This is a genomic window from Chromobacterium haemolyticum DSM 19808 (assembly GCF_000711885.1).
GTDB classification, from domain to species: Bacteria; Pseudomonadota; Gammaproteobacteria; order Burkholderiales; family Chromobacteriaceae; genus Chromobacterium; species Chromobacterium haemolyticum.
On record NZ_JONK01000005.1, the window covers coordinates 22,942 to 45,669 of the forward strand.

At 53.0% G+C, this 22,728-nt stretch carries 15 protein-coding genes; 9 read left to right on the top strand and 6 right to left on the bottom strand.

The window, feature by feature from the left end:
• Positions 1-10: 10 nt before the first annotated feature.
• The 3 genes from BR71_RS23305 (at position 11) to BR71_RS03850 (ending at position 3,589) form a co-directional block, all read left to right on the top strand.
• Positions 11-457, top strand: coding sequence for a HEPN domain-containing protein (locus tag BR71_RS23305; RefSeq protein WP_162179188.1), 447 nt, complete (start codon positions 11-13; stop codon positions 455-457).
• A 620-nt stretch (positions 458-1,077) separates the two neighbouring features.
• Complete coding sequence (locus tag BR71_RS03845; protein WP_156038801.1) at positions 1,078-2,025, top strand: hypothetical protein; 948 nt, start codon at positions 1,078-1,080, stop codon at positions 2,023-2,025.
• A gap of 256 nt (positions 2,026-2,281) precedes the next feature.
• The gene (locus tag BR71_RS03850) at positions 2,282-3,589 is read left to right on the top strand and encodes a DUF6035 family protein (protein WP_043632940.1); all 1,308 of its coding nucleotides are present in this window, start codon (positions 2,282-2,284) and stop codon (positions 3,587-3,589) included.
• On the opposite strand, the gene BR71_RS03855 is transcribed toward BR71_RS03850, so the two are convergent.
• The 3 genes from BR71_RS03855 to BR71_RS03865 form a co-directional block, all read right to left on the bottom strand.
• Positions 3,566-5,140, bottom strand: a complete 1,575-nt coding sequence (locus BR71_RS03855; protein ID WP_052370313.1) for a hypothetical protein — start codon at positions 5,138-5,140, stop codon at positions 3,566-3,568. The genes BR71_RS03850 and BR71_RS03855 overlap by 24 nt on opposite strands.
• A gap of 378 nt (positions 5,141-5,518) precedes the next feature.
• On the bottom strand, positions 5,519-5,839 hold the full coding sequence (locus tag BR71_RS03860) for a helix-turn-helix domain-containing protein (RefSeq protein WP_208854834.1): 321 nt from the start codon (positions 5,837-5,839) through the stop codon (positions 5,519-5,521).
• A gap of 124 nt (positions 5,840-5,963) precedes the next feature.
• Positions 5,964-6,485, bottom strand: a complete 522-nt coding sequence (locus tag BR71_RS03865; RefSeq protein ID WP_208854835.1) for a hypothetical protein — start codon at positions 6,483-6,485, stop codon at positions 5,964-5,966.
• A gap of 265 nt (positions 6,486-6,750) precedes the next feature.
• On the opposite strand from BR71_RS03865, the gene BR71_RS03870 reads away from it, so the two are divergent.
• From BR71_RS03870 to BR71_RS03895, 6 genes are all read left to right on the top strand, one after another.
• Positions 6,751-9,603, top strand: a complete 2,853-nt coding sequence (locus BR71_RS03870) for a type VI secretion system Vgr family protein (RefSeq protein WP_081862539.1) — start codon at positions 6,751-6,753, stop codon at positions 9,601-9,603.
• Positions 9,603-10,781 carry a VRR-NUC domain-containing protein gene (locus BR71_RS03875; protein WP_052370314.1) on the top strand — a complete coding sequence of 393 codons (1,179 nt, stop codon included), beginning with the start codon at positions 9,603-9,605 and terminating at the stop codon, positions 10,779-10,781. The genes BR71_RS03870 and BR71_RS03875 overlap by 1 nt, the downstream gene beginning before the upstream one ends.
• A gap of 15 nt (positions 10,782-10,796) precedes the next feature.
• Complete coding sequence (locus BR71_RS03880) at positions 10,797-11,975, top strand: type VI immunity family protein (RefSeq protein WP_052370315.1); 1,179 nt, start codon at positions 10,797-10,799, stop codon at positions 11,973-11,975.
• 328 nt (positions 11,976-12,303) lie between these two features.
• On the top strand, positions 12,304-16,863 hold the full coding sequence (locus tag BR71_RS03885; protein WP_043632951.1) for an AAA domain-containing protein: 4,560 nt from the start codon (positions 12,304-12,306) through the stop codon (positions 16,861-16,863).
• A 68-nt stretch (positions 16,864-16,931) separates the two neighbouring features.
• On the top strand, positions 16,932-18,026 hold the full coding sequence (locus BR71_RS03890) for a DUF4236 domain-containing protein (protein WP_052370316.1): 1,095 nt from the start codon (positions 16,932-16,934) through the stop codon (positions 18,024-18,026).
• A gap of 282 nt (positions 18,027-18,308) precedes the next feature.
• Positions 18,309-18,503 (top strand): hypothetical protein, encoded by a 195-nt coding sequence (locus BR71_RS03895; RefSeq protein WP_156038803.1) that lies wholly within the window; start codon positions 18,309-18,311, stop codon positions 18,501-18,503.
• Here BR71_RS03895 and BR71_RS22730 read toward each other — a convergent pair.
• From BR71_RS22730 to BR71_RS24020, 3 genes are read right to left on the bottom strand one after another with little or no spacing between them, the layout of a single operon-like run.
• Positions 18,495-18,935 (bottom strand): hypothetical protein, encoded by a 441-nt coding sequence (locus BR71_RS22730; RefSeq protein WP_052370317.1) that lies wholly within the window; start codon positions 18,933-18,935, stop codon positions 18,495-18,497. The genes BR71_RS03895 and BR71_RS22730 overlap by 9 nt on opposite strands.
• Positions 18,922-20,850 carry a hypothetical protein gene (locus tag BR71_RS24015; RefSeq protein ID WP_156038804.1) on the bottom strand — a complete coding sequence of 643 codons (1,929 nt, stop codon included), beginning with the start codon at positions 20,848-20,850 and terminating at the stop codon, positions 18,922-18,924. Before BR71_RS24015 ends, BR71_RS22730 begins: the two co-directional genes overlap by 14 nt.
• Positions 20,850-22,712 (bottom strand): phage integrase SAM-like domain-containing protein, encoded by a 1,863-nt coding sequence (locus BR71_RS24020; RefSeq protein ID WP_156038805.1) that lies wholly within the window; start codon positions 22,710-22,712, stop codon positions 20,850-20,852. Before BR71_RS24020 ends, BR71_RS24015 begins: the two co-directional genes overlap by 1 nt.
• Positions 22,713-22,728 lie beyond the last annotated feature (16 nt).

The window sequence follows — 22,728 nt, forward strand, 5'->3', positions numbered from 1 at the left end:
AGATGATTCGTTGAACTCTGAGCATGCGTATAGGTTGTCACAGTCTTTTCTTGTTGCCGCAAATAGAGCAAATGAATATCGAGTTATCGATGATAAGTTTCAGGTGGCAATCGTGCCTGCAATTGTATGTGCAGCATTTTCTGTTGAAGTTGGGTTGAAGGCATTGATTTTTAAAGAAACAGGGCACGAATGCAAAAGAGAGCATAAAATTGCATCACTATTTGAAAAACTGCCTAATGTAAGGCAAGAGGAGATTCGGAGCCTTCTCGTTGAAAAATATAACGATATTAATGAAAAAATGAAAGGTATTAGTAATGCATTTGTTGAGTGGCGCTACGTTTATGAAAAAGATTATACGGAAATTGATTCTACATTTTTGTTTGATTTTGCAAAGGTGATTGCCGATATTTCAAATTGTATATGGAATTTTTCTTCAGGGAATGCACCAAGGCCATAAAGGGATTTGTTGTGGCGTGGCTTGTGGTTTCTAGTGATTATTTCTAAATCGTCGCTAAAGTTAGCCGGCGTTGTCATCCTATTGGCTTGCGCATTAGGTGGTAATAGGCATTAGCGTGCACGGTATTTCAAGGCGGACTATGGAAACAGAAATTTGCCCATTTTGTAAGGCACACATTAACTTTGGTGCCACTGTATGTACAGGTTGCGGCGCATACAAAGGGCCACAAAGTAAGGCCAAGCCAATACTAAGCCTTGGGGCTTTTTTTGCTGGTGGGACATGGCTTTTGTTTGGTCCTCTTGTACTGTTATTAGGTGGCCGAGAAATATTCAATAACTACAGTAGGGATGGAGCAGAAATGGCTATCTTTGGCCTTGTTGCATCACTTATTGGATGGCCCGTTGTAAAGTTTATTTTTAAGATATCGACCCGCATCGTTTGGCTTCGTAGGCGATAGTTATCGAGTTAAGAAGTAAAAGCCGAATTCTCAGTGTGCGGCGTCGATAATTTGTTGTGGTATCTAACTATTAACTAAACGTGCTGGCTTAGCTAATAGTTAGTGGAAGCATTGATTTGTAATATTTTAAAATGAAAATTGGCTAATTTCAAGGGGAATGGCAATGTCACTCTCTGGGTTTGTGAGTTTGGCGGCAATACCACTGTCCATATTCAGTAGCGTGGCTATTGTTTTTACAAGCGTTGCGCTAACCACAAAAAAAAGTAGGTTAGAAACCATCGCTCAGCTCAAGTCGAATACGCTAGGCGCTCAAAGATTTTTTAGCCTTTCCGATATGTGGGCTAGTGCATATCTGCGTATTTTTGGTGAGCGATACTTTTCAAAAAGGCAGATTTTCACCATCCCCTTGTACACTTTGATTGTCTCTGCATTGTTTTTCTCCCTTTGGTTTCTGTATTTATACATATTCCAAAACCCATATCATTCTCTGTCCGCTAGGCTGCCAATAAATGTACGCCAGTCAATTTTTGAATTCTATCACAAAGGAGTTTATGCCTCCTTGGCTCTTGATGTAATTTCCATCCAATTAACAAAAAAAAGTATTCGCATTGGAAAGTCAAAAGGGTTTGGCTCTGTAAGGTTTCTATTGTTTTTTGCATTCGTACTATTTTTCTCGTACTTTCTTTTTAGTATTGTGGTTTTGGGATTTAGAGTAGAGGATATGGTAAGCCTGTACATGAGCATGGCCCCCAATGACCCCATGCCAGTCATACCGTACACACCAATTGAATCATTTTCATCATCGCTTGCACTATTTAAACCTGCAACCATTGTACACATCACTACACGGGGAGCTTTCTCAACATACTTTATGCCGGAGCCATTAATATTCTATTGTACCGCCTCCGCGCAGGCTAGTTTGGTATTTATTTTCCTTGCGAATAATGTTGCAAATTTCCTTCTATTTGTTAGAAATTTGGCGATAAATTTCACTGCAAAAGTCGGTACGCCAAAGGCAAACGCGACCAGTATTTTAGCATTAATTGTGATTGCCTTAATCTCAATGCCAATCATACTTTTAACCCTTGTCGCCATATTGGCTGAAAAGTAGAAGCATGCCGAGTTTTTTAAAGGTGCAGTAGAATAAGTTCAGTCTGAAATCTAAATCGAAAAATTCCCTGTCTAAGGTCGGCGTTCCCCTGGTGTGGCCCAGTGCAACCCTCGAGTCAAAACATGGGAAGCTGTGATGACCAGGCTGGTGGCTATGGTTGCTGAGACTGGACGATGGGCTGATGGCACCCACAAAGAAGACTGGGTACCCTCAGTCGAGACAGGTAGCTATCACCCATAACCACAAGGAGAGGTGCATGACGCTCGCAGTCGAACATCCAGCTATCCAAGAAGTTCTGGATTTACAGACCGGCCAGCACCATCCTGTCGCTGAGGTTATTAGCTCGGATTACGCTGAGGTAATGAAACTTCGGATGGCATTGCGCACGCAGATTAATAAGTATGAACCACTTTACTCTTGTTCTTTATGCGGTATCCCTGTGTATCTTGTGAGCTGCCCAGACAAACAACACTTCTTTTTCCGGCATGAACTTGAGGACGACCGGTGCCCCGCGCGGACCCGAGGCGAGTTGTCCCAGCTAGAAATCAACGCCAGAAAATACAATGGCGCTAAAGAAAGCGCTTTGCATAGGCGGATGAAGGATTGGGTCGTGCAATGCCTTTCTGTGGACCCCAGATTCTCCCAGATTCGCAGTGAAGACACTTGGAAGGGCTCTTTGGGCCAATGGCGGCGCCCAGATGTGCAAGCGAGGTATGGCGATATTCCGGTCATCTTCGAGATTCAGCTTTCAACGACGTACCTGAATGTTATCGCCGAGCGGCGCCAGTTTTATCTGCAGGAAGGGGCGCTGCTGTTCTGGATATTCGCCCAGTTTGAGGATGAAAACCGACGTCTGACGCAAGACGATGTGTTTTTTAATAACAATCAAAATGCTTTTATTGTTAACCGAGAGACCGTAGCAGCTTCACTTGAGCAGGCTACGTTTCACCTTGAGTGCATCTGGGCGCAGCCTGCGTCGACCAACTTGTCCCGGCAGGTTGTTGCCTTTCACGACTTGACTCTTGACCTAGCTGGGCAACGTGCGTTCTATTTCGATTACGATAAGGCTCTGCAAGCATGGCAAAAACAAGAATCAGCCCCAGAAAAATTTCGCCTGAAGGCTTTCGAAGACTTTTGGCTAGACTACGTAGCAGACAATAGTCCTGTCGACCTAAAATCTTGGGGGGAGCTGAGGAGGCAGTTCATTCAGAGTCAGTTTGTATTGCCGGAATATCCTGGCCAGTTACCTCGTACAATATTGAATGCTTTATATTCAGCAAAACGTGGCCAGCCAGTAGGATGGAATTACTCTACGTTGGTGGAGTTGGCGCACTGGATTGCTAGTGCTCAAAAGCCGATTCTGCAGTTATTTCGGAGGGCTCTGCTGGTTTACGACCGAGCAGAGCAAATTAGAGCGGAAGACCTGACGGGAAATTGGCGGAGGAAAGTAAAAGTCTACAAGGATGCCATTGCGAGAGGGGATGATTCTTATCGTCCAGACACCAGTCATCATGAACTAATCAAAATATTATTTCCCGAACTAGGAGACATTTTTCAGCTTTAAATTCGTAATTATCTTCAGCTCATCTTCTTCGATTTTTCTAGCCTCCCGCTTCATTTCTCGTCTCTCGGCGCGATTAATCGGAGTGTTTGACTTGTCCTCGTAGGACTGCGGCTCACCGAAGTTGAAAGGCATTGGGAATTCGTGAGCTCTTTGCTTGAGGTGCTGCACATCCTTGGCTGGTGCCTGCAATACATCAAAATCCTCCATGATGTCTTTCCACATATCTGACTCTTCTGGCCCTAGACCTTCAGAAAGGTCGACATACACGAAGTCTTGGGAGGCAGCTTCCTCGGAGAATGGCTCTGAGGCTATACCTACCGCTTCTGTTATGTGCGGAAAGCGTACCTTGATACCGTAGCAGTACGCGAGTAGTACAGCCGCACGCATATCACGGTAAGTTTGGTAGTCAATATTTGGTGACTTTGGTACTGTCAGGAAAACATACGCGCGAGACTTGTTGTCATCACTCAGAGTCACGCGCACAAATTTATGACCAGGCTTGCTAACAGATAGTGCGAAGCGGAAGTCGCTAGCTAGCACTCGTCGGACCAGTCTGGGCTCTGAAGCCAGAGCACGAAGGACACGTTCGTGGTCAATGGTATTGGATTTCGTTTCTGGAAGCCCACTTGCTGTCCCTGCACGCACGAAAGAAGCTTGGTATTCAATAAGCTCGTCCCACATATAGCTGCCTTGGTCAGCCTGGCGCTTGGCCGCTCGCTGGGGGCTCGAGCAGTAGTATTGCCAGTCGCCTTCGGGGATGATGACTGCATTATTATCTTTCGGTACCCTGGGCAATGAGTGTCGGCCGCTTTCCATCGTGCACATATACCTCGCCAACAATTCCTCTTCGCCGGCAATACTTATCCATGCGATATTGGCTCCCAAAAAGCGTTCCTTACAAACAAGGTAGTCGACAAGGTCTGGTACCGTATCCAGCTCCTCCAAAAGAGCGCCAACCGTCACCTCATCAAGAATGTGGACGAAGCGCCGGCCTTTGAGCGGAAAACCGACTTCGAATGGCTGTTCGTAGTGAGAATCGCCCTCAAGCTGGTTGTTGAACATCAAGCTGCCCGTGCTGCCACCACCAAAGTATCGAACGGCGGCCTCGTGACCACCCCGTGTGACCGCAATTAGGAAATAACGGGCTACGGCCGGGTCTGGGAGAGATACAGGCAGCGGGGTTTGGCATGATTTATCAACGAAGATGCGGTCCGGGAACTGCCGCAGGAACTTTTCAGCGCCTGCAAGCTGTTTTGCAGACTTCTCGATGGCCCGCTTATACCAACGAGGCCAAGCAACCTTGATGTCTACGTTTGGCTGAAATGCGCAGTGCTTGTCGGAGAATAGAAGCACGTTAGTGCCAAAGACCACCAGTAGGTCTACCAGCTCTTTGCCGTCGCCCTTGCCGCCTGGCCTTCCTTCATCGCTATAGACGTTTGGGTAGCTCCACAGGCTCAGAAACGCTTTGCGAGCGAGCTGGGTCAGGACACGTTCCGATTCGGTCGTCCCTTGTGCTTCAGCGGCTTTCTCCCAAGCGGTCTTATTCCTCATCTTTGTTATACAGTTCCCAAAGGCATATTTTAGGTTAAGTGGTATGCGTGACAAACGCAGACAGCTCCTAGCGGGAAGTGGAGGTCACCTGGGTTGAAAGCTGCGAGATAGAAATATGATAAATGATTTTTTCATTGCTACTCAAGGTAAAGCCAAGCTTAGCTTGATATGTCTAATTACTGCCGGATTGCTGTATTGAGCTGGGTCGTTTTGTCTGAAATTTGTTCTATTCAGCGTCGCTTTGTCGGAAAGTTGTAGGATTCTAATTGTGGCGCAGGGGAGGCCACCGAGGAGGAGTCTAGCCACAAAATTGGGAAGGATGCCTGGCTGCAGGCCGTGGGGAATTAGCCCTTGTGCAGGCGCATAGCGGCCTGATAGTCACTTGTGCTTCCTGGGCGTGCTGGCCCGCTGACGGGGCGCGGCTGTCCGCGTCAGCATCAGCGGATTAATGCTCGGAACAGGCGCAATCGTCTCGAACCACGACTCCCGTCCCAAGACCCGAACCACCTGAATCAGTGTGCGTAACGATGACCCACTGCCACTTTCCAAGTTTCGCAGTGTGCGAACGCTGATGCCGGCGCGGGCGGCAATCGTTTTTTGGTCGAGGTTGCGATGTATCCGCAGCGTCTTCAGGTGTTCACCTAGTTCCGCTTCTATCTCGTCGACCGTTTGAGATTTGAGAACCTTGTGCATCACCATACCCATCTCCTCAAAGCGGCCCACAGCAATGGGCAATATTCTTCCTTTTATACATGAAATTGGCTAATAAGCGGCACATTTTTGCTTGTTGTTTCGAGGTCGAATCCCTTCGCTACGACCTGTGTCAGCGTTTTTCTTCATTGGGCGCGCGACACGCCAGCATCAGTTGCAGTACGCTCGGATTTCCCTTGGCCAAGCGCTCCACCTCGGCTAAGTAACCAAAACGTTGATGTAGTGCCAAGGCAACCGCGCATGAGCGGGAAAATCCGCCTTCGCAATGCACAACTAATGAATGAACGTCGCCTGGCAAGCCATTCACGAAGTCGAGGATTTGGGCGGCTTGAGCAGGCGTGAACGCATCTTGCGTTTTTTGCCGGGCCTTTTGGGAGAGCAAGGGGTTCAGGAAGTCCACATCCGCGAAGCTCAGGCGCAGCAAGTATGCGAAGCCGTCCACTGCGGCAATCGGTCGCTCTGGCGCGCTGATGGAAATCATGGCCACCGTCGGCAATCGGGGCAATTTTTCTGCTTCAGGGCGAGATAAGGCGAATACCTTACGCCGCCCATCCGTCGGTGGGTGGTACAGCTTATCGACCACCGCTTTCAAACGTCCCACAGCCCGTCCCATCGTATATTTACGTGCGCTCAACAGTCCCTACCGTCAGACCGAATGATAGCGTGGTCTGGGGCGGGGATGGCGGACGATAGACTTCGTGCCTCAGAAGAGAAAACCTGTTGCATTTTCCACCTGACCAAAAGGATGGATTTTGGGCAGCAAGCCAGGGGGCGCTGATGTATGCCTTGTTGGGTCGGTGAGGGAAATTTAAAATGTTACCGCCATCTAAATTACGTAATGTCACGACCGCCACCCTCCTCGCTGAGGGTGTTTCTTATTCTGCTTCCAGGATTTGTCGATGGACCTCAGCTCCCTGCTTGCCAGTTTCGCTTCCGCGTTCGACCAGAGCCAACGCCTGTTCACCCTGCAATTGGGAGAGGGGCATATTGCGAGCCAGCAGTTGTTGCCGCAGCAGTTAGAGGGCGAGGAAGGGGTTTCGCAGGGCTATCGTTATCAGCTGACCTGCCTGTCGCCGGACGTCGGCATCGAACTCAAAACCTTGCTTGGCTTGCCGGCACGTATCGGCATCGTCGGCGCCGATGGGGTGGAGACGATGCGCTGCGGCGTGGTGAGCCAGGCTCAGCTGTTGGGCGCTGATGGCGGCTTCGCGCAGTATGGGCTGACGGTTGAGTCCCCGTTTAGCTTGCTGCGGTTTCGGCGGACATCTCGCGTGTTCCAGGACCTGTCCGTGCCGGACATCGTGCAGCAGATTTTTGCCGAGCATCAGGCCGCCAATCCGGTGTTTGCCCGTGTCCAGACCTTGACCTTCGAGGCCGCCAGCCTCCCGTCTCGCAGCTACTGCCTGCAATACAAAGAAAGTGACTTCGACTTCATCGTACGCCTGCTGCACGAGGAAGGCCTGGCATGGCGCTTCGCCCATTGGGAGGACGAGGGTCCCAAGGTTCAGCTGGTGGTGTTCGAAGACGCGCACAACCTGCCTCAGGCTGCGGTAGCGCGCGTGCGCTTCCATCGCGCCGATGCGACCGAGCAGGAAGACGGCCTGACGGGGTGGACAACACAACGGCAGGTGGTGGCCGGCCAAACGGCGTTGGCCAGCTTCGACTATCAACCGGTCGCCACGCAACATGCCACGCAGGCGAGCCCTCTACAGCAAGGGCAAGGTGGCTTGGCGTTACAGTCCAGCTTGCAGCATTACGATGCGCCTGGGCTGTATTACGCCAGCGATAGCGAACAACTGGGACGCTATGCCCAGCTGCGACAGCAGGCTCAGGACCTGCAAGCCAAGCAATTTTCCGGTAGCGGTGCCGTACGCGGTCTCTTGGCTGGCGAATGGTTCCGGCTGGATGACCATCCCGCGCATGTGGCCGATGCGCCCGAAAAGCGCGAATTCGTTGTCACCCGGCAAACATTCCGCGCCCAGAACAACCTGCCTGCCGACTTGAACCAGCAGCTGCAGACGGCTGCGCCGCGGCTCAAGCTGGCCCCAGCGTCTGCCAGCCCGTCTCCATTCCAGACCACCTTCCAGGCACAACGCCGCGGGATTCCGCTGACGCCCCTGTACGCGAACACTGAGCATGCCAAGCCGACCAGCCTGGGGAGGCAGACCGCCACGGTTGTGGGGCCGGCGGGCGAAGAGGTCTACACCGACGAGCAGGGCCGCATCAAGGTGCAGCTGCATTGGCAGCGTCGCGAAGAACACCCCACCCTTGGCGCCGGCATGGATGAACACTCCTCGTGCTGGCTGCGTGTTGCCATGCCTTCTGCCGGCGCCGGTTTTGGCCACCAGTTTATTCCCCGCATCGGTCAGGAAGTGCTGGTCGACTTCATCGAAGGCGACATCGACCGTCCTATCATCACCGGCGTGCTGTACAACGGCAGTCATCCGACGCCGAGCTTCAGCGGCGCCGGCTCGCTTCCCGCCAACAAGACCCTGTCCGGCATCAAGTCGCAGGAACACCACGGCGGTCAGTACAACGAATTATTGTTCGACGATACGCCTGGCGAAGTACGCGCCAAGCTGAGCAGCGAACCCGGCAAGACGCAGCTCAATCAAGGCTTCCTCACCCACCCGCGCAGCAATGGCAAAGCGCAACCGCGCGGCGAGGGCTTTGAGCTGCGTACCGACCAGCATGGCGCCATCCGCGCCGCCAATGGCCTGTTGCTGACCACCGAGGCCCAGAACGGCGCCGGCGGCAAACAGCTGGCGCGCGAGCATGCCAGCAGTCAGCTGCAGTCGGCGCTGGCCCTCAGCCAGGTGCTGGCGGAAACCGCGGAAGCCCAGCTGGCGGAGGCGATGGAGACCGGACCCGAGGAAATCACGGCCGACAACGCCAAAGGTCGTAAACGCCCTGAAGGCCATTTGCAGCATCAACTCGACGCCCTGAAAGCCTGGGAGGCGGGGACCAATACCGACCCGGACGGCAAGACAGTGGCGGGCAACCAAGATGGCCAGCAGCCATTACTCGTGCTGTCTGCGCCTGCTGGCATCGCGAGCGTCACCGAGCAAAGCCAGACCCTGGCTGCCGGCACCAATCTGGACCTGGTGGCGCAGCGGGATATGAATCAGACCACGGGTCGGCGCTGGCTCGCGAATGTGGGCAAGCACATCAGCCTGTTCGTCAGCGGCGTAGCAAACCAGGCCGCGATGAAACTGATTGCCGCCAAGGGCAAAGTTCAGGTGCAGGCGCAGGCGGGCGACATCGAGCTGACGGCCGATAAGGACGTGACCATCACCTCATGCAAGGACCGCGTCACCATCGCCGCGCAAGAGGAAATCCTGCTGACTTGCGATGGCGGTTATATCCGGTTGGCCGGCGGCAATATCGAGGTGCATTGCCCCGGCACCGTCAGCGTCAAGGGCGCCAGCCATGCGCTGAGCGGCCCGGCGAGCGTATCGATGCGGATGCCGACGATGCCCAAAGGCTATCAGCGCAGCTATATCCTGCAAGACGAGAAGACCGGAGAGCCGCTGGTCGGACACGCCTACCGGCTCAAACTGCCCAATGGCCGTACGCTGCCCGGCTACACGGACGGGGAAGGGCGCACCAACACGGCCTTCACGCCCAATGCCCAGCCCGTCAAACTGGAGGCGCCCAAGCCGCCGGTCGAGGAAAACCACCAACTGTATGGCTATGGCACCGGCCAAGCGGAGCGCGGGCTGCAGTTGAAAGACAACGGAGAAGATGCCTGATGGCCAAGTACCAACCCGCAGGCGGCACGATGACCATCGTGGAGGAGCGCCCCGAATACGCACGGCTGCCGCAACCGGACAACAAGCCCTACCTGACCGAGAAAGCCGACGTAGCGGTTCTGGCGCCCAAGTCGGTAGGCGTAACGAGTAAAAAGACCGGGCGCACTTACAATCTCAATATGCGGCAAATCACCATGTCGAACCTGATTCGCCTGGATGAGTACAGCCATGAGTACAAGTGGTTCTACAAGGCAGAAGTGAGTTTCGACCTGACGCGCAACCCGCCGGTACCTTTCCTCAGCTCGAGTCTGCGTGCCGATGGCGCGAATCGCCGGCATACCATCAACCCCTTTCCCAAGGGGCTGTCAAAAGGCTATTTGCGTCGGCCTGACCTGATTATCGTGAAGGACAAGGAGACGCGCTGGCCTGGCAGAGCGGCTGCTGACCACGATGGCGTTGCTCACGGAGACAACCTTGCACGGGTGGTTGAAATCAAATTTCCTGGTGACGAATTTGGGCGGGGGCAAGAAGATGCCTACAAACGGATTGCTGGTGGTGATGACCGTTTTACTGTCCTTGATGTACTTGATAAAAGGAAGAAAAAGGAAGCCTCGGAGTCGGTAAAAGCACCTGTTTTTAGCCCCCAGCCCCAGGCAAAATCTAAATCCCAAAGCCAACGTGTACCCGCGCCCATCTACAGTCCCGTTCCGGTCTCAACCCCAGGCTACATCCAGGATTGGGGTCTACAGCTACAGCGAGACTTGAATGAAATGTGGGCTAGCGCCAAGAAAGGCATGACAGGGCTGGCGCAAGATACCCAGGCTTGGCTGGCCAGCGAGGCGGCTTGGCTGCTAGAGTCTGGCCGCTGGGTGCGCGACCAGGCAAGTCATGCCTGGACCTGGGTCAACGAGAAGGGACAGGTCCTAGCGCGTTGGACCGAAGAGCAGCTGAAGGCGGCGTGGGCCAAAATCGAGCGCTACTGCGACATCGCCTGGGACGAGATTCGTCAGATTGAGTGGGGGCAGATTTTGCTCAATGTGGGCAAGGTGGTCGTCGGTATCGCCCTCGTGGTCTCGATGGCTGTGGTCATGGTGCTTGCCTTGCCGGCAGAGCTGGTTGCGGGCTTTCTGGCCTGCGTAGGGATACTTGGTGGCGCCACAGTCGCGTCAGCCGCATGAGTTAGGGATTGCACAATGGAACAAAAAGAGATGCCGCAGCCATTGCTGCGACTTCGCCAGTATCAAGATGAGCTGACTTGGAATTTGGGGTCTGATGATAGCATCGTCATCAGGCCTGGTTTGATTGCTACTTTTTTCTTTGAGAAGGGCAGCACTGTTGAGGTTAGGAAAAAACTCATCGAGTGTTTCGATAGGTTTTATTCACTCTTTGGCGGGAAGCTAAAGGGGCAAAAATATATGGATGCCAAAACTAAGAAGATGGGGGCATCCGACTATCAAAAGTCCAGAAATAAGATATTGGAAATCACTGACCCGCATGAGCGGATTGAGTGGTTTGTAAGTAGCGAAGCCATGCCTAACTTGGCACCGGAATACTCAGTTTCCTGCTTGACGCAGCAGAGTATTCATGAAAGCTGGGGTGATAAATCGTTTTTTAAGATTGTATTGCCTGCTGCTACTGTGTTCGACGAAGCGGACCTTGGTCAATACCAAGAATTAGTTGCCTTCATATGCGAAACTTTGCAACCTGTCCATGGTTATGGCGGTTTGTCCCCCATTCTGCCCTATGACTATCATCAGTATTTGCCCAATGAGTATGAGCTTGCGCAGCGTTTCATTGGCTTAAATATCGATACCCGCTCATTCAGTGCTGGTGGATTCGAACTGAAGAGCCACATTAAGGGTGTAGATTGGTACACGATTCTGGGAAACGAGTTTGTACAGCAGCTCAATGGTGAAGAGGCAATTCGAGCTACACTGGCACCTTGGCAAGACATCATAGTACGTCGTTATTCCGGCGGACTTATTATTCAGGCGGGGCGTTATCCAGACTTGGGTGCGCCAGACAATAGCCCTCCTGAGTCCTATGTGATTGTCAATCACTTGCTGAGGTCGATACGTACCACGGAACCGGGCTCCCTGCATTACTACCTGCCTCAACGGAATGGGTTTGATAAGGCGGAAACCGTAAGCTGGTATGCGCGATTTGACTCGGTGCCACTGCCGGAGGCAGCGCTCGAGCCGGCACCCGCTATCGAAGGTATACGCTGTGAAGCTGACAAGCCGTGCCCGGAAAGTGGCTACTGGTGGACCCCTGCGATGGAGAATTCACGCCGTCACTTTAGCCAGGGTGAGTTGATGCCGAATTTCCCAAACTCCACATATGGCAGCACGATTTGGTATTTAGAAAAGTAGTAATCGGACCTTGTATCATGGAGGAGTGTGCAGCTAAACGCTTAAGCTGTGAAGCAAGGCCCCATGAAATGATAATTTTATGGGGCCAATTCCATTGAGAATTTCGTAAAATATATGGGCGTTCAAAGTAGTCTTCTTGGCTATATCCGAAGAGCTGTCCCCGCTGTAGAACTATGGGAGGTTTGTTGGACAGGAAAAACTATAGTGCCTCTCTATTCGTGGCGGGGAGGCACAGGAGTCCGGTATTGCCTCTGCATGCATCCATCTTCAAGCTAAATTGCTAGCTGTTGACAATGGCTGTAGCAGAACATCATGAACAGGAGGGACGATGAGCCCAAACAGTTTGCTTAACAAACTTCTGGACTACGTCCTGGAGCAAGACAAAGAAATCGACCCTCGTGGCTTCAAGTTGCAGGGCTATAAGGGCTTTCTGAAGGGGAGGCCTGACCTCCAAGGACTCCCGGGCGTTGATTTCGACATTAAGCTGGATGGTGACCACATTTGGATGCAAGTGGCACGGCTGGAAGCGAATGTTCCGCCGGCTCTGCCCGCGGAACAGTGGAAGGGAGTCATCGTCGTCAGCGACAACCCGGAAGGTGCCGCACCACGGATTGACGAGGACACGCTCAAGAGCCGTATTTTGGCGGAAAGCCAGTCCAATTCCGCGGAGCAGCGGTCCTTGGTTGAAGCTCGGTGGCGGTCGTCGTCCCAACAAGTTTTGGTGCAGTATGCGCCCTTGTGGTCGGCCTGGGCGGCGGGCGAGATTCCGCGCCGCAAGACAATTTCCCTCTACGGCGACCTGTTCGCCATCAAGCACCAGCTGGAATCCGAAGAGACCGCCAAGCCGCATGAGCTGGTTTGGGGTGTTGGCGTTGCTGCCTGGAAGCTCAACTATGCGGAACGCGCCGGCAACACTCGGGTGGACTTCCAGTACCCGCTCCTGACCCAGGCCATGGAACTAGCCTTGGACGAGACTACGCTTGCCATCGCACTGCGCCCCCGGTCTGTTGACCCTCGCTTCGAGTTTGATGCGTTTGCTGCGTGCCTGCTTCCGAGCACCGCGGATGTCGAGCGCGCCGCGCGTGAGGCCCTTGCCAAAGGTGCCGACCGTCCCGTAACTCCGTTCGACCCGGGCAGCTACGAGCATCTCCTGAAGCTGGTCGCCGGGAACCTGCATGAGAAGGGCCGGTTCGTGAACGGCATCGAAGCGTTCCCGATGCCGACCGACGAACTTGTGGTCAGCGACAGCTGGGTGGTTCTTTCGCGTCCTCGGCCGAACAACTATCTGCACGAAGACATCGAGCGCCTGAAGCAGCGTCTTGCCGACAACTGCGAGATTCCGCTCGGCCCATTGGCCTTGGTGACACCTCCGTCGGACCAACAAATGACCTACGAGCCGGTGGCCTTCCGAGGACTGTCTGGCTATACCGGCGGCGCCGGCGCGAAGGGCGAGCCGCGTGAGCTCTACTTCCCCTTGCCGTACAACCAGGAGCAGGTGACCATCGTTGAACAGCTTGAGCGCTCCGATGGCGTCGCGGTGCAAGGGCCTCCTGGCACCGGCAAGACCCACACCATCGCCAACATCGTCTGCCACTATTTGGCCACTGGTCGGAAGGTCCTCGTGACCTCGAAGGGCGAGCAAGCCCTCGAAGTTTTGCAGTCGAAGATTCCCAAGGAAGTACAGCCGCTGACGGTTGCTCTGCTGGCAGGCGACCGAGAAGGGATGCGGCAGTTTCAGTCGTCGATTGAAGCCATCATCCACAACGTCTCGCAGCTGAACCCCGAGGTCGTCCGGGAGCAGATTCGCACCTTCCAGAGCGCCATCGAGCGGGCGCACGTGGAGCTCGCGGCCATCGACTGCCGTGTCGATGAAATCGCCCAGTCGCAACTGTCTGACGTTGAAGTCGATGGCGTCCCGATGCGGGCCCAGAAGATGGCCGAGCTTGTGCTCCACGGTCATGAGCAGCATGGCTGGTTCGACGACACTATTTCTCTAGTTCCAGAAAATGCCCCAGCACTGACTGGCGAGCAGGCCGCGGCCCTTCGCGAAGCCAGGCGACGCCTCGGACAGGATTTGGTCTACGTTTCTGCGCGTATCCCCTCGAGCTCAGGGCTGCTACCGGCCGCCGATGTTGGTCAGCTGCACCAGGCGCTGGTGGACATGCGGGAAATCGAAGAAACCGAAGCTCAGGGTCGCTTGCTTGCCCTTCGTTCCTCAACACCGGATGTGCTTGATGGCGCACGCAGCCTCCTGCCCCTTGTGGCGCAGGCTCAAGAGCTCGCCCATGAGCTTGAAGCGACCGGCGAGGTCTGGACAGACCAGCTTCGTAAGAAGTGTGGCCTGCCAACGTTCCAAAGCGAGCGTGAAGCCTTGGAGGCGCTTGTCGGCGAGGTCGAAGCCCTTACCGAAGCGCGCGCCGCGTTCCTGAAGCGTCCCGTTGAGGCACCTGAGGAAGCCTTGGTCTCGGTCAAGACCCGCGAGGCCATTACGCGGGGTGCGAGCACGGGCAAGCCGTTCGGCATGATGGCGTTCGGGGCTGGCGCAGCGAAGGAACACGTTGCTGCTATCAAGGTTGCCGGCCTGAGCCCGGCGAGCGCGGAGGACTGGGGCCATGTGCAGCGATACGTCGAGCTTCACGCGCAAGTGCTGTCCTTTAGTGTTCGCTGGAACGAGTTCGCCGATGTGCTGTCGGTACCAGCGGTACGCGGCGGAGTCTTTGGACTGCGCAACATCGAGCTGGTCACGACACTCGCACTGAAAGCACACAAGCTGGCAACGCAGTTCGATGCCAAACTGCCAGTCCATGCTGAGCGCGTTTTCGCGCAAGCGCCCGTGGCACTGCTGAAAGGGTCCGCTGCGGAACTTGCGGAGGTGCTGCAGCACCTGCGTCACCATCTCACGCGCGCCGACCTGGCCAAAGCGGCCACCTCGCTCGCGACGCTCCAAGAGAAGCTCGCGGGAACCTCCGGGCCGGCCGCCGAGTCGCTGCGGGCCTTTGTCGAGAACGACCTCGGTGCTGTGGGGCTGCCGGTCGAGCGTGCTGTGGCACGGTATGCAGAGCTGGTTGGTGAGGTTCGACGCATTGAAGGCCTGGCGCACGACCTCTCTGTGGTCAACCAGCTGGCAGACCAAGTTGAACGCGCAGGTGGGCAGAAGTTGGCCACGCGCATTCGAAGCATCCCGGTTGAGGCCTCCGGCGATGACAAGGCGATGCCGACCACCTGGCGCGACGCCTGGAACTGGGCACGGGTCAAGAACCACCTGGACACCATTGAAGCCCGCGAGGAGCTTCGAACGCTGGCTGCGCGCCGGCGGGACCTGGAAGTAGGCTTGGCGCGCCTGTATGAGGACCTCGTTTCCAAGTCGGCCTGGCTATCCACAAAGCTGGGTGCCTCTCCAAAGGTGCTGTCAGCACTGGAGACCTACCGTACGGCTGTCCGACGCATCGGTATGGGTACCGGCCCCAATGCGACCAGGCACCGTCGGGATGCTCAGAAGGCGATGAGCAATGCGCAGGGTGCTGTCCCGTGCTGGGTCATGAGTCATGCCAAGGTCTCAGAAACGCTGCCATCTCAGCTCGGGAGCTTTGACCTAGTCATCGTGGACGAGGCCAGCCAATCAGACCTGTGGGCGCTGCCTGCCGTGTTGCGTGGGAAGAAGATTTTGGTCGTTGGCGACGACAAGCAGGTCTCGCCGGATGGAAGCTTCATGTCCGCGGTTCGCATCCAGGAGCTCAAGGACCGCTTCCTGTCTGACCAGCCGTTCGCCCCCGTCCTGACGCCCGAGAAGTCACTCTACGATGTTGCCTCGACAGTGTTCGCAGCACAGAAGGTGATGCTGCGAGAGCACTTCCGGTGTGTGCCGCCCATCATTGCCTACAGCAATAGGTTCTACGATGGGTTCATCCAGCCTCTGCGTATTCCCAAGGCATCCGAACGCCTCGACCCACCGCTGATTGACATCTACGTCGAAGGTGGCAAGCGTGGTGTCAAAGATGAGAACCGTCTTGAGGCCCAGGCCATAGCTGAGGAGATTGCCACCCTAGTCGCTGACCCGAAGTTCGTGGGGCGGACGCTTGGTGTGGTGTCACTGCTGGGCCTGGACCAGGCGAAGTACATTGATACGTTGGTTCGCTCCCGCGTGAGTGCCATGGAGCTGCTGCACCGCAAGTTCGAGTGTGGGGATGCTCGCCTGTTTCAAGGCAGCGAGCGGGACATCATGTTCCTGTCCATGGTCGTTGACCCAGCAAATTGCAAGGCCTTGTCGGGCAATACCTTCGAGCAGCGATTTAACGTTGCGGCCAGCAGGGCTCGGGACCGCATGTATCTCGTCCGCTCTGTCCAGCTGAAAGACCTCTCTCATGTGGATTTGCGTCGAGGGATGCTGGAGCACTTTACCAAGCCACTAGATGGAAGCGTTAACGAGACCAAGAGTCTCATCGACGATTGCGAATCTGGCTTTGAGAAAGAGGTCTACACAGCGCTATTCAGCCGGGGCTACCGTGTTGTGCCGCAAGTCAAAGCCGGTTCATTCCGAATCGATATGGTGGTGGAGGGTGCCGACGATAGTCGACTTGCCATCGAGTGCGATGGAGACGAATTCCATGGTCCCGACCGCTGGGCTGCGGATATGAGCAGGCAACGAGTCCTTGAGCGGGCTGGTTGGACGTTCTGGCGCTGCTTTGCTTCGACCTGGTCGCTTCGCAAGGACGAGGTGCTTCGGGACTTGCTCGACCGTCTGGCCGCAATGGGTATCGAGCCGATTGGTGCTATCGAGCGAATCCCGTCTCTCGTCGAAACTCGTACGTGGAGAGCTCGGCAGTCCGAGAACGCTGTGAACGACACGGCAGCTGACGCTTTGGAAGCAGCCATCGCGGCCGCTAAGTAGAACTTCAATCAACTCAATATCGTTGAAGCAGCTCGACAGAAGGGTGCAACAGTCATCAAGGAGGACGTATGGGTCTCAGCTTTTCTCGCAGTGTGAAGTTTGGTGCTGTGCGCTTCAACTTCTCCGGTTCCGGCATTGGCATGTCGGTTGGCGTCCCGGGCCTTCGTATCGGTACCGGGCCGCGTGGCGCGTACATCAGCGGGGGAGTAGGTGGTTTCCGCTATCGCAAGAGCTTGAATGCTCGGCAACCTGCTGGGGCACAGCCTGTTGTGATGCCTGGGCGCCCACAGGACGTGCAAGTTGTCGCCGACGCTAACATTGTCGCCACCGTCGAACATGGGACGAAGAGCGTCCTCGAATTGCGTGACTCCACCAGCGATGCACTGCTGCAGTCAATGAACGAGCAGCGTGCCAAGCTTCCACTGTGGCCCATGGCCGCGGTTGCGGTCTTGCTGCTGTTCTACATGCTCTATCCCGCCAGCGAGACATGGCCGTCTTTCATTCGACCGACGGCCTTCGTCATTGGCGTAGGGTTGATTGGTTGGGTGTATTGGCGCGACCAGATGCGCAAGCTGACCGTGCTCTTTTATGAGCCGGACCAGGCAACTAGCGACTTGTTCGAGCGGCTGTCCGGTGCCGTCTCCCATGCCGCGGCGGCGCGCAAGCTCAAGTCCATCACCACCACGTCACGCTACGCCGATACGAAGTATTCGGCGGGAGCGAGCCAAGGTCTGAAGTTTGGTGCCGCTAGCCTGACCTTGGGCCAAGCTCCAGGGGTCGTCGCGAACATCCCTGTCCCCGTTCTGACCGCAGAGCGGACCACGTTGGCGTTCTTTCCTGACCGTGTCCTAGCTTTTCAAGGGAAGTCCGTAGGTGCCATCGACTATGCACGCCTCCACGGTGTCAGCGAATTCGTGCGGTACATCGAGAGCGAGTCGGTCCCGGGCGATGCCCGCATCATCGACCAGACATGGCAGTACGTGAACAAGAAGGGTGGCCCCGACAAGCGCTTCAAGAACAACCGCCAACTGCCCATTTGTGCCTACAGTCAGTTCAACCTCTCGACGCCGGACGGTTTGGATATTCGTTTCCTTGGTTCGAAGGAGGGCGGCTTCGATGCGTTGGAGCAGGCATTGGCAGCGATTCGAGCGGCCCAGCGCTAACCCGGGTGAGATGCGCGCAGAATCTCAATCTCGAAGCCAACCTGTGCCCACGCCCATCTACAACCCTGTTCCGGTGTCTACCCTGGGCTACATTCAGGAGTGGGGGCTACAGCTACCACGTGAGTTGAATAAAATATGGGGAAGTGCCAAGGAAGGTATGTCAGGACTGGTGCAAGCTACCCAGGCTTGGCTGGTTAGTGAGGTAGCTTGGCTGCTAGAGTCGGGTTGCTGGGTAAGAAGCCTGGTGAGCTAGGGCTTGGACCTGAGCCAACGAGCAAGGGCGTGTTGGTACGTTGGACCGAAGCGCAGTTGAAGGCGATGTGGGCCAAAATTGAGCGCTACTGCAACATCGCCTGGAACGAGACTTCCCAAATTGAGCAGTGGCCGATTTTGCTCAACGTGAGCAAGGTAGTCGTTGGAATCACTTTGGTGGTGGCAGGAATCTGCGGTGTTGATACTCGCCTTGACTCATCCTAATTGTTGCGGTAGATGAATGATTGATGGTGCTGGCAGTAGCTTCCTCAAATTCTTATTCTCAGTTTCCAAGCGCTGAATCTCCCTTTTAAGGATGAATATCATGTTGGCGCTCAGCTTTTCCTTATGTTCCGAGCGCTGCTTTTCCTCTTTCAGGTTGTCCCTCAGTTGTTTGATTTCTTTTTTCGCCGCCAGGAACGCCTCGTGCAATGTTTGTGGGGGCTCCTGGGTCTGATTGAGGCCATTCTTCTTCAGCTTTTCAAACTTTTCTTTAAGGGCGGCGTGCTCGTCGAAGCATCGATAGACCGTCGCACGGCCAACTTTCGCCTCCTTCGCGATGTTCACATGAGTAATCTTCCCGTCGGTTAGTTTGGCTGTTCCGTTTGCGTGCCGCTCTATGGCGGCATCAATGGCATCGTAACTACTCTGTTTCACCTTGTACGTCCTCCACAATCTTTCTAATTTTCGAAGCCTCGTTGGACAGAAGCTGCTTCGCGATTACTGATGCTTTGGGATGGCGAATTGCCTCCTCAACTTGCTTGAGCTGGGCCGTCCACAATGGAAGATGCCTTTTGGTCACACAGGCGTTCTTGCAATTTTCAGGTTCACACCTGTTGAGAATTGGGGCATCCTTAATTTCAGAGTTTCGAAGGCAGCGAGCTTTCGTTGGTTCGAAATAGCAAAGGTTGAGATTGCCGATAAAAAGAGTTTTGTTTGTGCTAGCTAACCATTTGGCAATTGTCGATGGGGAGAAATCCTCCGCACGACCTTTGAACTCAGTCTCGAAGGCTTGCTTAATCTGAACTCCTGCCTCTCCAGCGACAGCTCCTGAGGACAATGAAATCGCAATTTCATCGATGAAGTCGAACTGAGCGAGCCCTCGTTCTTCACCGACCATGTCTAACCATTCAGTGTCGACGCCAGCGTAGCCTTCAAAAATCGCTACTTGAACGTGTTTGTACTGGCGCATCCCTGCGATAACCCCGAAGGGTTGCCGTGCAATGTAGCGCGCTAACGTTCTTCGAAACTGTCGAGTATTAAATTTCCAAGGTTTTTCAACACCATCTTGGTCAGTCCAAAGTGGAATGGGTGAGAAGTTGAGATTTTCATTCACATGTTGTCGAAACTGCTCAATGCTCTCTAACAGCGTCGAAGAGTTTAATTCGACAAAACCATCAGTATCTTCGATAGTTTGAACGTTAAAAAATTGATTGTCATCTCTGCTCAGAAGTAATCGTTTCGTCCCAAGAGCCTTTCTGGCGTGCTTGGTGATTTGTTCGAGAATGCTTATTGCTGTGACTACCTCTTCAATTATTACCCACGTATCCTTCGAGCCTTTATGGCGATGTTTGCGCAATACGGTGTTTAAGTAGATTATTTTCTTTTCATCTTTGGTCTCATCCACTACCCAGCAATTTTCTTCAATCGAGAATAACTCGGAAGCACGAACGCCGGAGTAAGCTAAAACAACTAAAATGCAAGCAATACGAAGGCGATATAGTTCAACGTACAAATCGCTTCTGCCTTTCCATGCGCTTCTTCGCCAAGGTGATGGATATTTTTTTAGAATAATTGCTGCTGCTTTCGTAAGGCGTTTTCCTTTTCCACTAGGTCCAATAGTTTCATTTCGAATTTCCGTGTTCCATTTGACTTGGAGGTCTTTCCAGGCCGTCAAAATCGTAGCGCTGTGTTCCAAGACATAGCCTAGGCATGCAGCCATTAGTGGGGCATAAATATATTCCGGAATAGGAGGCGTCTTGTTCTCGTGAGAATTACCATTTCTAGGTATATCTGATAGCATTTCGTCTTTGCTGCGCTCAAACGGTTGCTCGGGGAGCGGCTCACTAAGTCTTGGGGAGTAAACCCAAACCTTGTAAAGCATGCTGATAAGTGTTTTTATTCGGTTGTTTGATTTTGCTTCCCGTTCTTCGTTTCCATACATAAGCACATTAAGGTATTGCAATAGTAGCTCTTGGCTTACATCTGAAAAGCGATAACAGTCCATTGATGCTGCAAATTCAGAAAAATCCCTGAGCGAGTACAAAATTTGAATAATACTCAGCCAGGCTAGATTATTTTCTGAATCAACGGGGTCCTTTAACATCGCGTAAGCGAGCTCGGCACCAGCTAAAGCGAAACCAGATGGAAACCCTGGGAGAGATTCAAAATTCCATGAGTCACACCTTGGTCCTAACCCTGGGAGCTCAACATACTCAGTCATAAACCATTTTGAGTTGGAAAATATCGAGGCTTTTGACACTCGCGTGTAAGGTTGATAAATCTTGCTAGGCCCAAGGGCAGAGCCGCATTCGATTTTCTCTTCGGTGATGGATGATAGTAATGTGTTCATTATCGTGTTTTGAAATATAATGGAATGTAAAAGTCCATGTTTGCTGCAAGTCGCTCCGCTTCTTTTGTTACTTCAGCTCGAAACTTGGGAAGTATTTCGCGAGTGATAATGTCAAGTGCGTTCCCGAATTTTTCCAGCCATTCCTCTGTAGATAGCGTGAGTTTTTCGTTGACGATAAAATCACGAAAAGCAATTAGGCGAGGAAGTACATGGCGAGTTATAATTGCATTTTTACAATAAAGGCAGCCCCATGGTTCATCGCATGGCGTGTTAGGCTCTCCACCTGGTCGATTTAAGAAGTCTCGGCATGATGCAATAAATACATCTTGTTCTCCGCTAAGCACTTTTTTCGCTTTTTCTTCATCGGATGTAAGGATTTTTGTCGCTTCCGAAATTTTATCTTCTGGAATAACTGTTGGTAGGCTAATCGATTTTAATGAGTTAATTCCATCGGCGACAGCGAGGTCGTGGATTGTTTTTGTGCTATCGTTATCTATATAATGATTGATAGTTGTGTTGGCCAAGGCATGAGCTGCCTGTCTCATCGTTTTTTTGTAGCTTCCAGTTTTTTGGTAACCGTTGCTAAGCTTAGATACGCGCAGCGCTCGGCTATGGAGTTTCAGGGTCTCTCCGTGCTGATTTTTCAGTCCTCGCTGCTCAGCCCAACCTCCGGTGTGATTCATTAGATACTTTGCATAGCAGGCATCTATTGGTTTTACGGGGGTTCCACGTGCGCCTACTGTCAAGCACAAAAACAAATAATCTTTATGTGAATAATCGGCAAACCGTACCAGTGGTTCGGTTATGCGCAACAAGGTCTTTATGATGGAAACGGCAGAATAAGGGCCATCGTCGTACAATGTGTTTTGCAATCGACGTTTTGAGCTTCTTCTTTTTTCGTAGTCTAGGATGTAGCCAGCATCTAATGGTCTAAGACAATTTCTTTTCAGCTCGACAAGCGACGTTTCGTTTATTCCCAATCTTTTTCCCAGCAAATTTAGGAACGGAAGCATGTCATGGTTTAACGGATAGAGATGCCCATATATATCGGTCATACGATATTCCCCGCCAAAGCCTCCATTTGCTGATTTTACAAGCGAGGAATGGCCGTTTCTTAATTCATCATTTTTTATATACTGACCGTCGAGAATGTTCTGAACATACCAAAGTAGATTGGGGAGCTGGTTCCAAGGGCGTAGTTTATCATCTACTTTTAAAATCCTACCGTTAATATAGTTGCGGCCTAAGTGTACCTCCCTTGGGTTTTTTCCTTGGGTGACGAGGTTTTTTCCCCGCTCGATTCGAGAGCAAATTTCATTTATAGAATTACGGCAGACCGCTTCGAGGTCTAATAACTCTGACGCCATGTATGGTTGAGTTTTGTCGCCATCCGAAATGCATTTGAAATTTCGCGGGGGTGTGTTTTTTATGCCCCATAAACCAATGGTTTTTCCCGCTTCCAATAGCCTTGCAATGTCACCATATCGACGTCGTCTTCTCTCTGATTTTCGATGCAGTGTCGAATCAACGAGATAGGACTTGTATCTTCGGAGGAATTTTTCATCAATGTCTTTCATCCGCATATCCGAGGGGAAGTTGTTTTCCTCGCAATATTTAAGAAAATCTCGTATTCCCGCAAAGTACGCCCCGAGACTTCGCGCCTCAGAAATATTGGCTAAATTGACGTGTTTATACAGTGAGGCAATTAAATCACGAGCCAAGTCAGGATTTTTTTTGAACTCTTTCAAGTCAAGTTTTGCTCCAGGCCCCTGCAAATCTGGGTGGTTGAAAATCAAACTCCCTAGGATTTTGACGTTGTTATTTATAGAAGGGAGGTTCTTAAATTTAGATTCTTTTCCCATTTTCAAAATTTCAGTC

Bases quoted from the DNA above. Each gene is read 5' to 3' on its own strand.
- BR71_RS03845 (WP_156038801.1), top strand. From the start codon at position 1,078: ATGTCACTCTCTGGGTTTGTGAGTTTGGCGGCAATACCACTGTCCATA.
- BR71_RS03850 (WP_043632940.1), top strand. From the start codon at position 2,282: ATGACGCTCGCAGTCGAACATCCAGCTATCCAAGAAGTTCTGGATTTA.
- BR71_RS03855 (WP_052370313.1), bottom strand. From the start codon at position 5,140: ATGAGGAATAAGACCGCTTGGGAGAAAGCCGCTGAAGCACAAGGGACG.
- BR71_RS03860 (WP_208854834.1), bottom strand. From the start codon at position 5,839: ATGGTGATGCACAAGGTTCTCAAATCTCAAACGGTCGACGAGATAGAA.
- BR71_RS03870 (WP_081862539.1), top strand. From the start codon at position 6,751: ATGGACCTCAGCTCCCTGCTTGCCAGTTTCGCTTCCGCGTTCGACCAG.
- BR71_RS03875 (WP_052370314.1), top strand. From the start codon at position 9,603: ATGGCCAAGTACCAACCCGCAGGCGGCACGATGACCATCGTGGAGGAG.
- BR71_RS03880 (WP_052370315.1), top strand. From the start codon at position 10,797: ATGGAACAAAAAGAGATGCCGCAGCCATTGCTGCGACTTCGCCAGTAT.
- BR71_RS03885 (WP_043632951.1), top strand. From the start codon at position 12,304: ATGAGCCCAAACAGTTTGCTTAACAAACTTCTGGACTACGTCCTGGAG.
- BR71_RS03890 (WP_052370316.1), top strand. From the start codon at position 16,932: ATGGGTCTCAGCTTTTCTCGCAGTGTGAAGTTTGGTGCTGTGCGCTTC.
- BR71_RS24015 (WP_156038804.1), bottom strand. From the start codon at position 20,850: ATGAACACATTACTATCATCCATCACCGAAGAGAAAATCGAATGCGGC.
- BR71_RS24020 (WP_156038805.1), bottom strand. From the start codon at position 22,712: ATGGGAAAAGAATCTAAATTTAAGAACCTCCCTTCTATAAATAACAAC.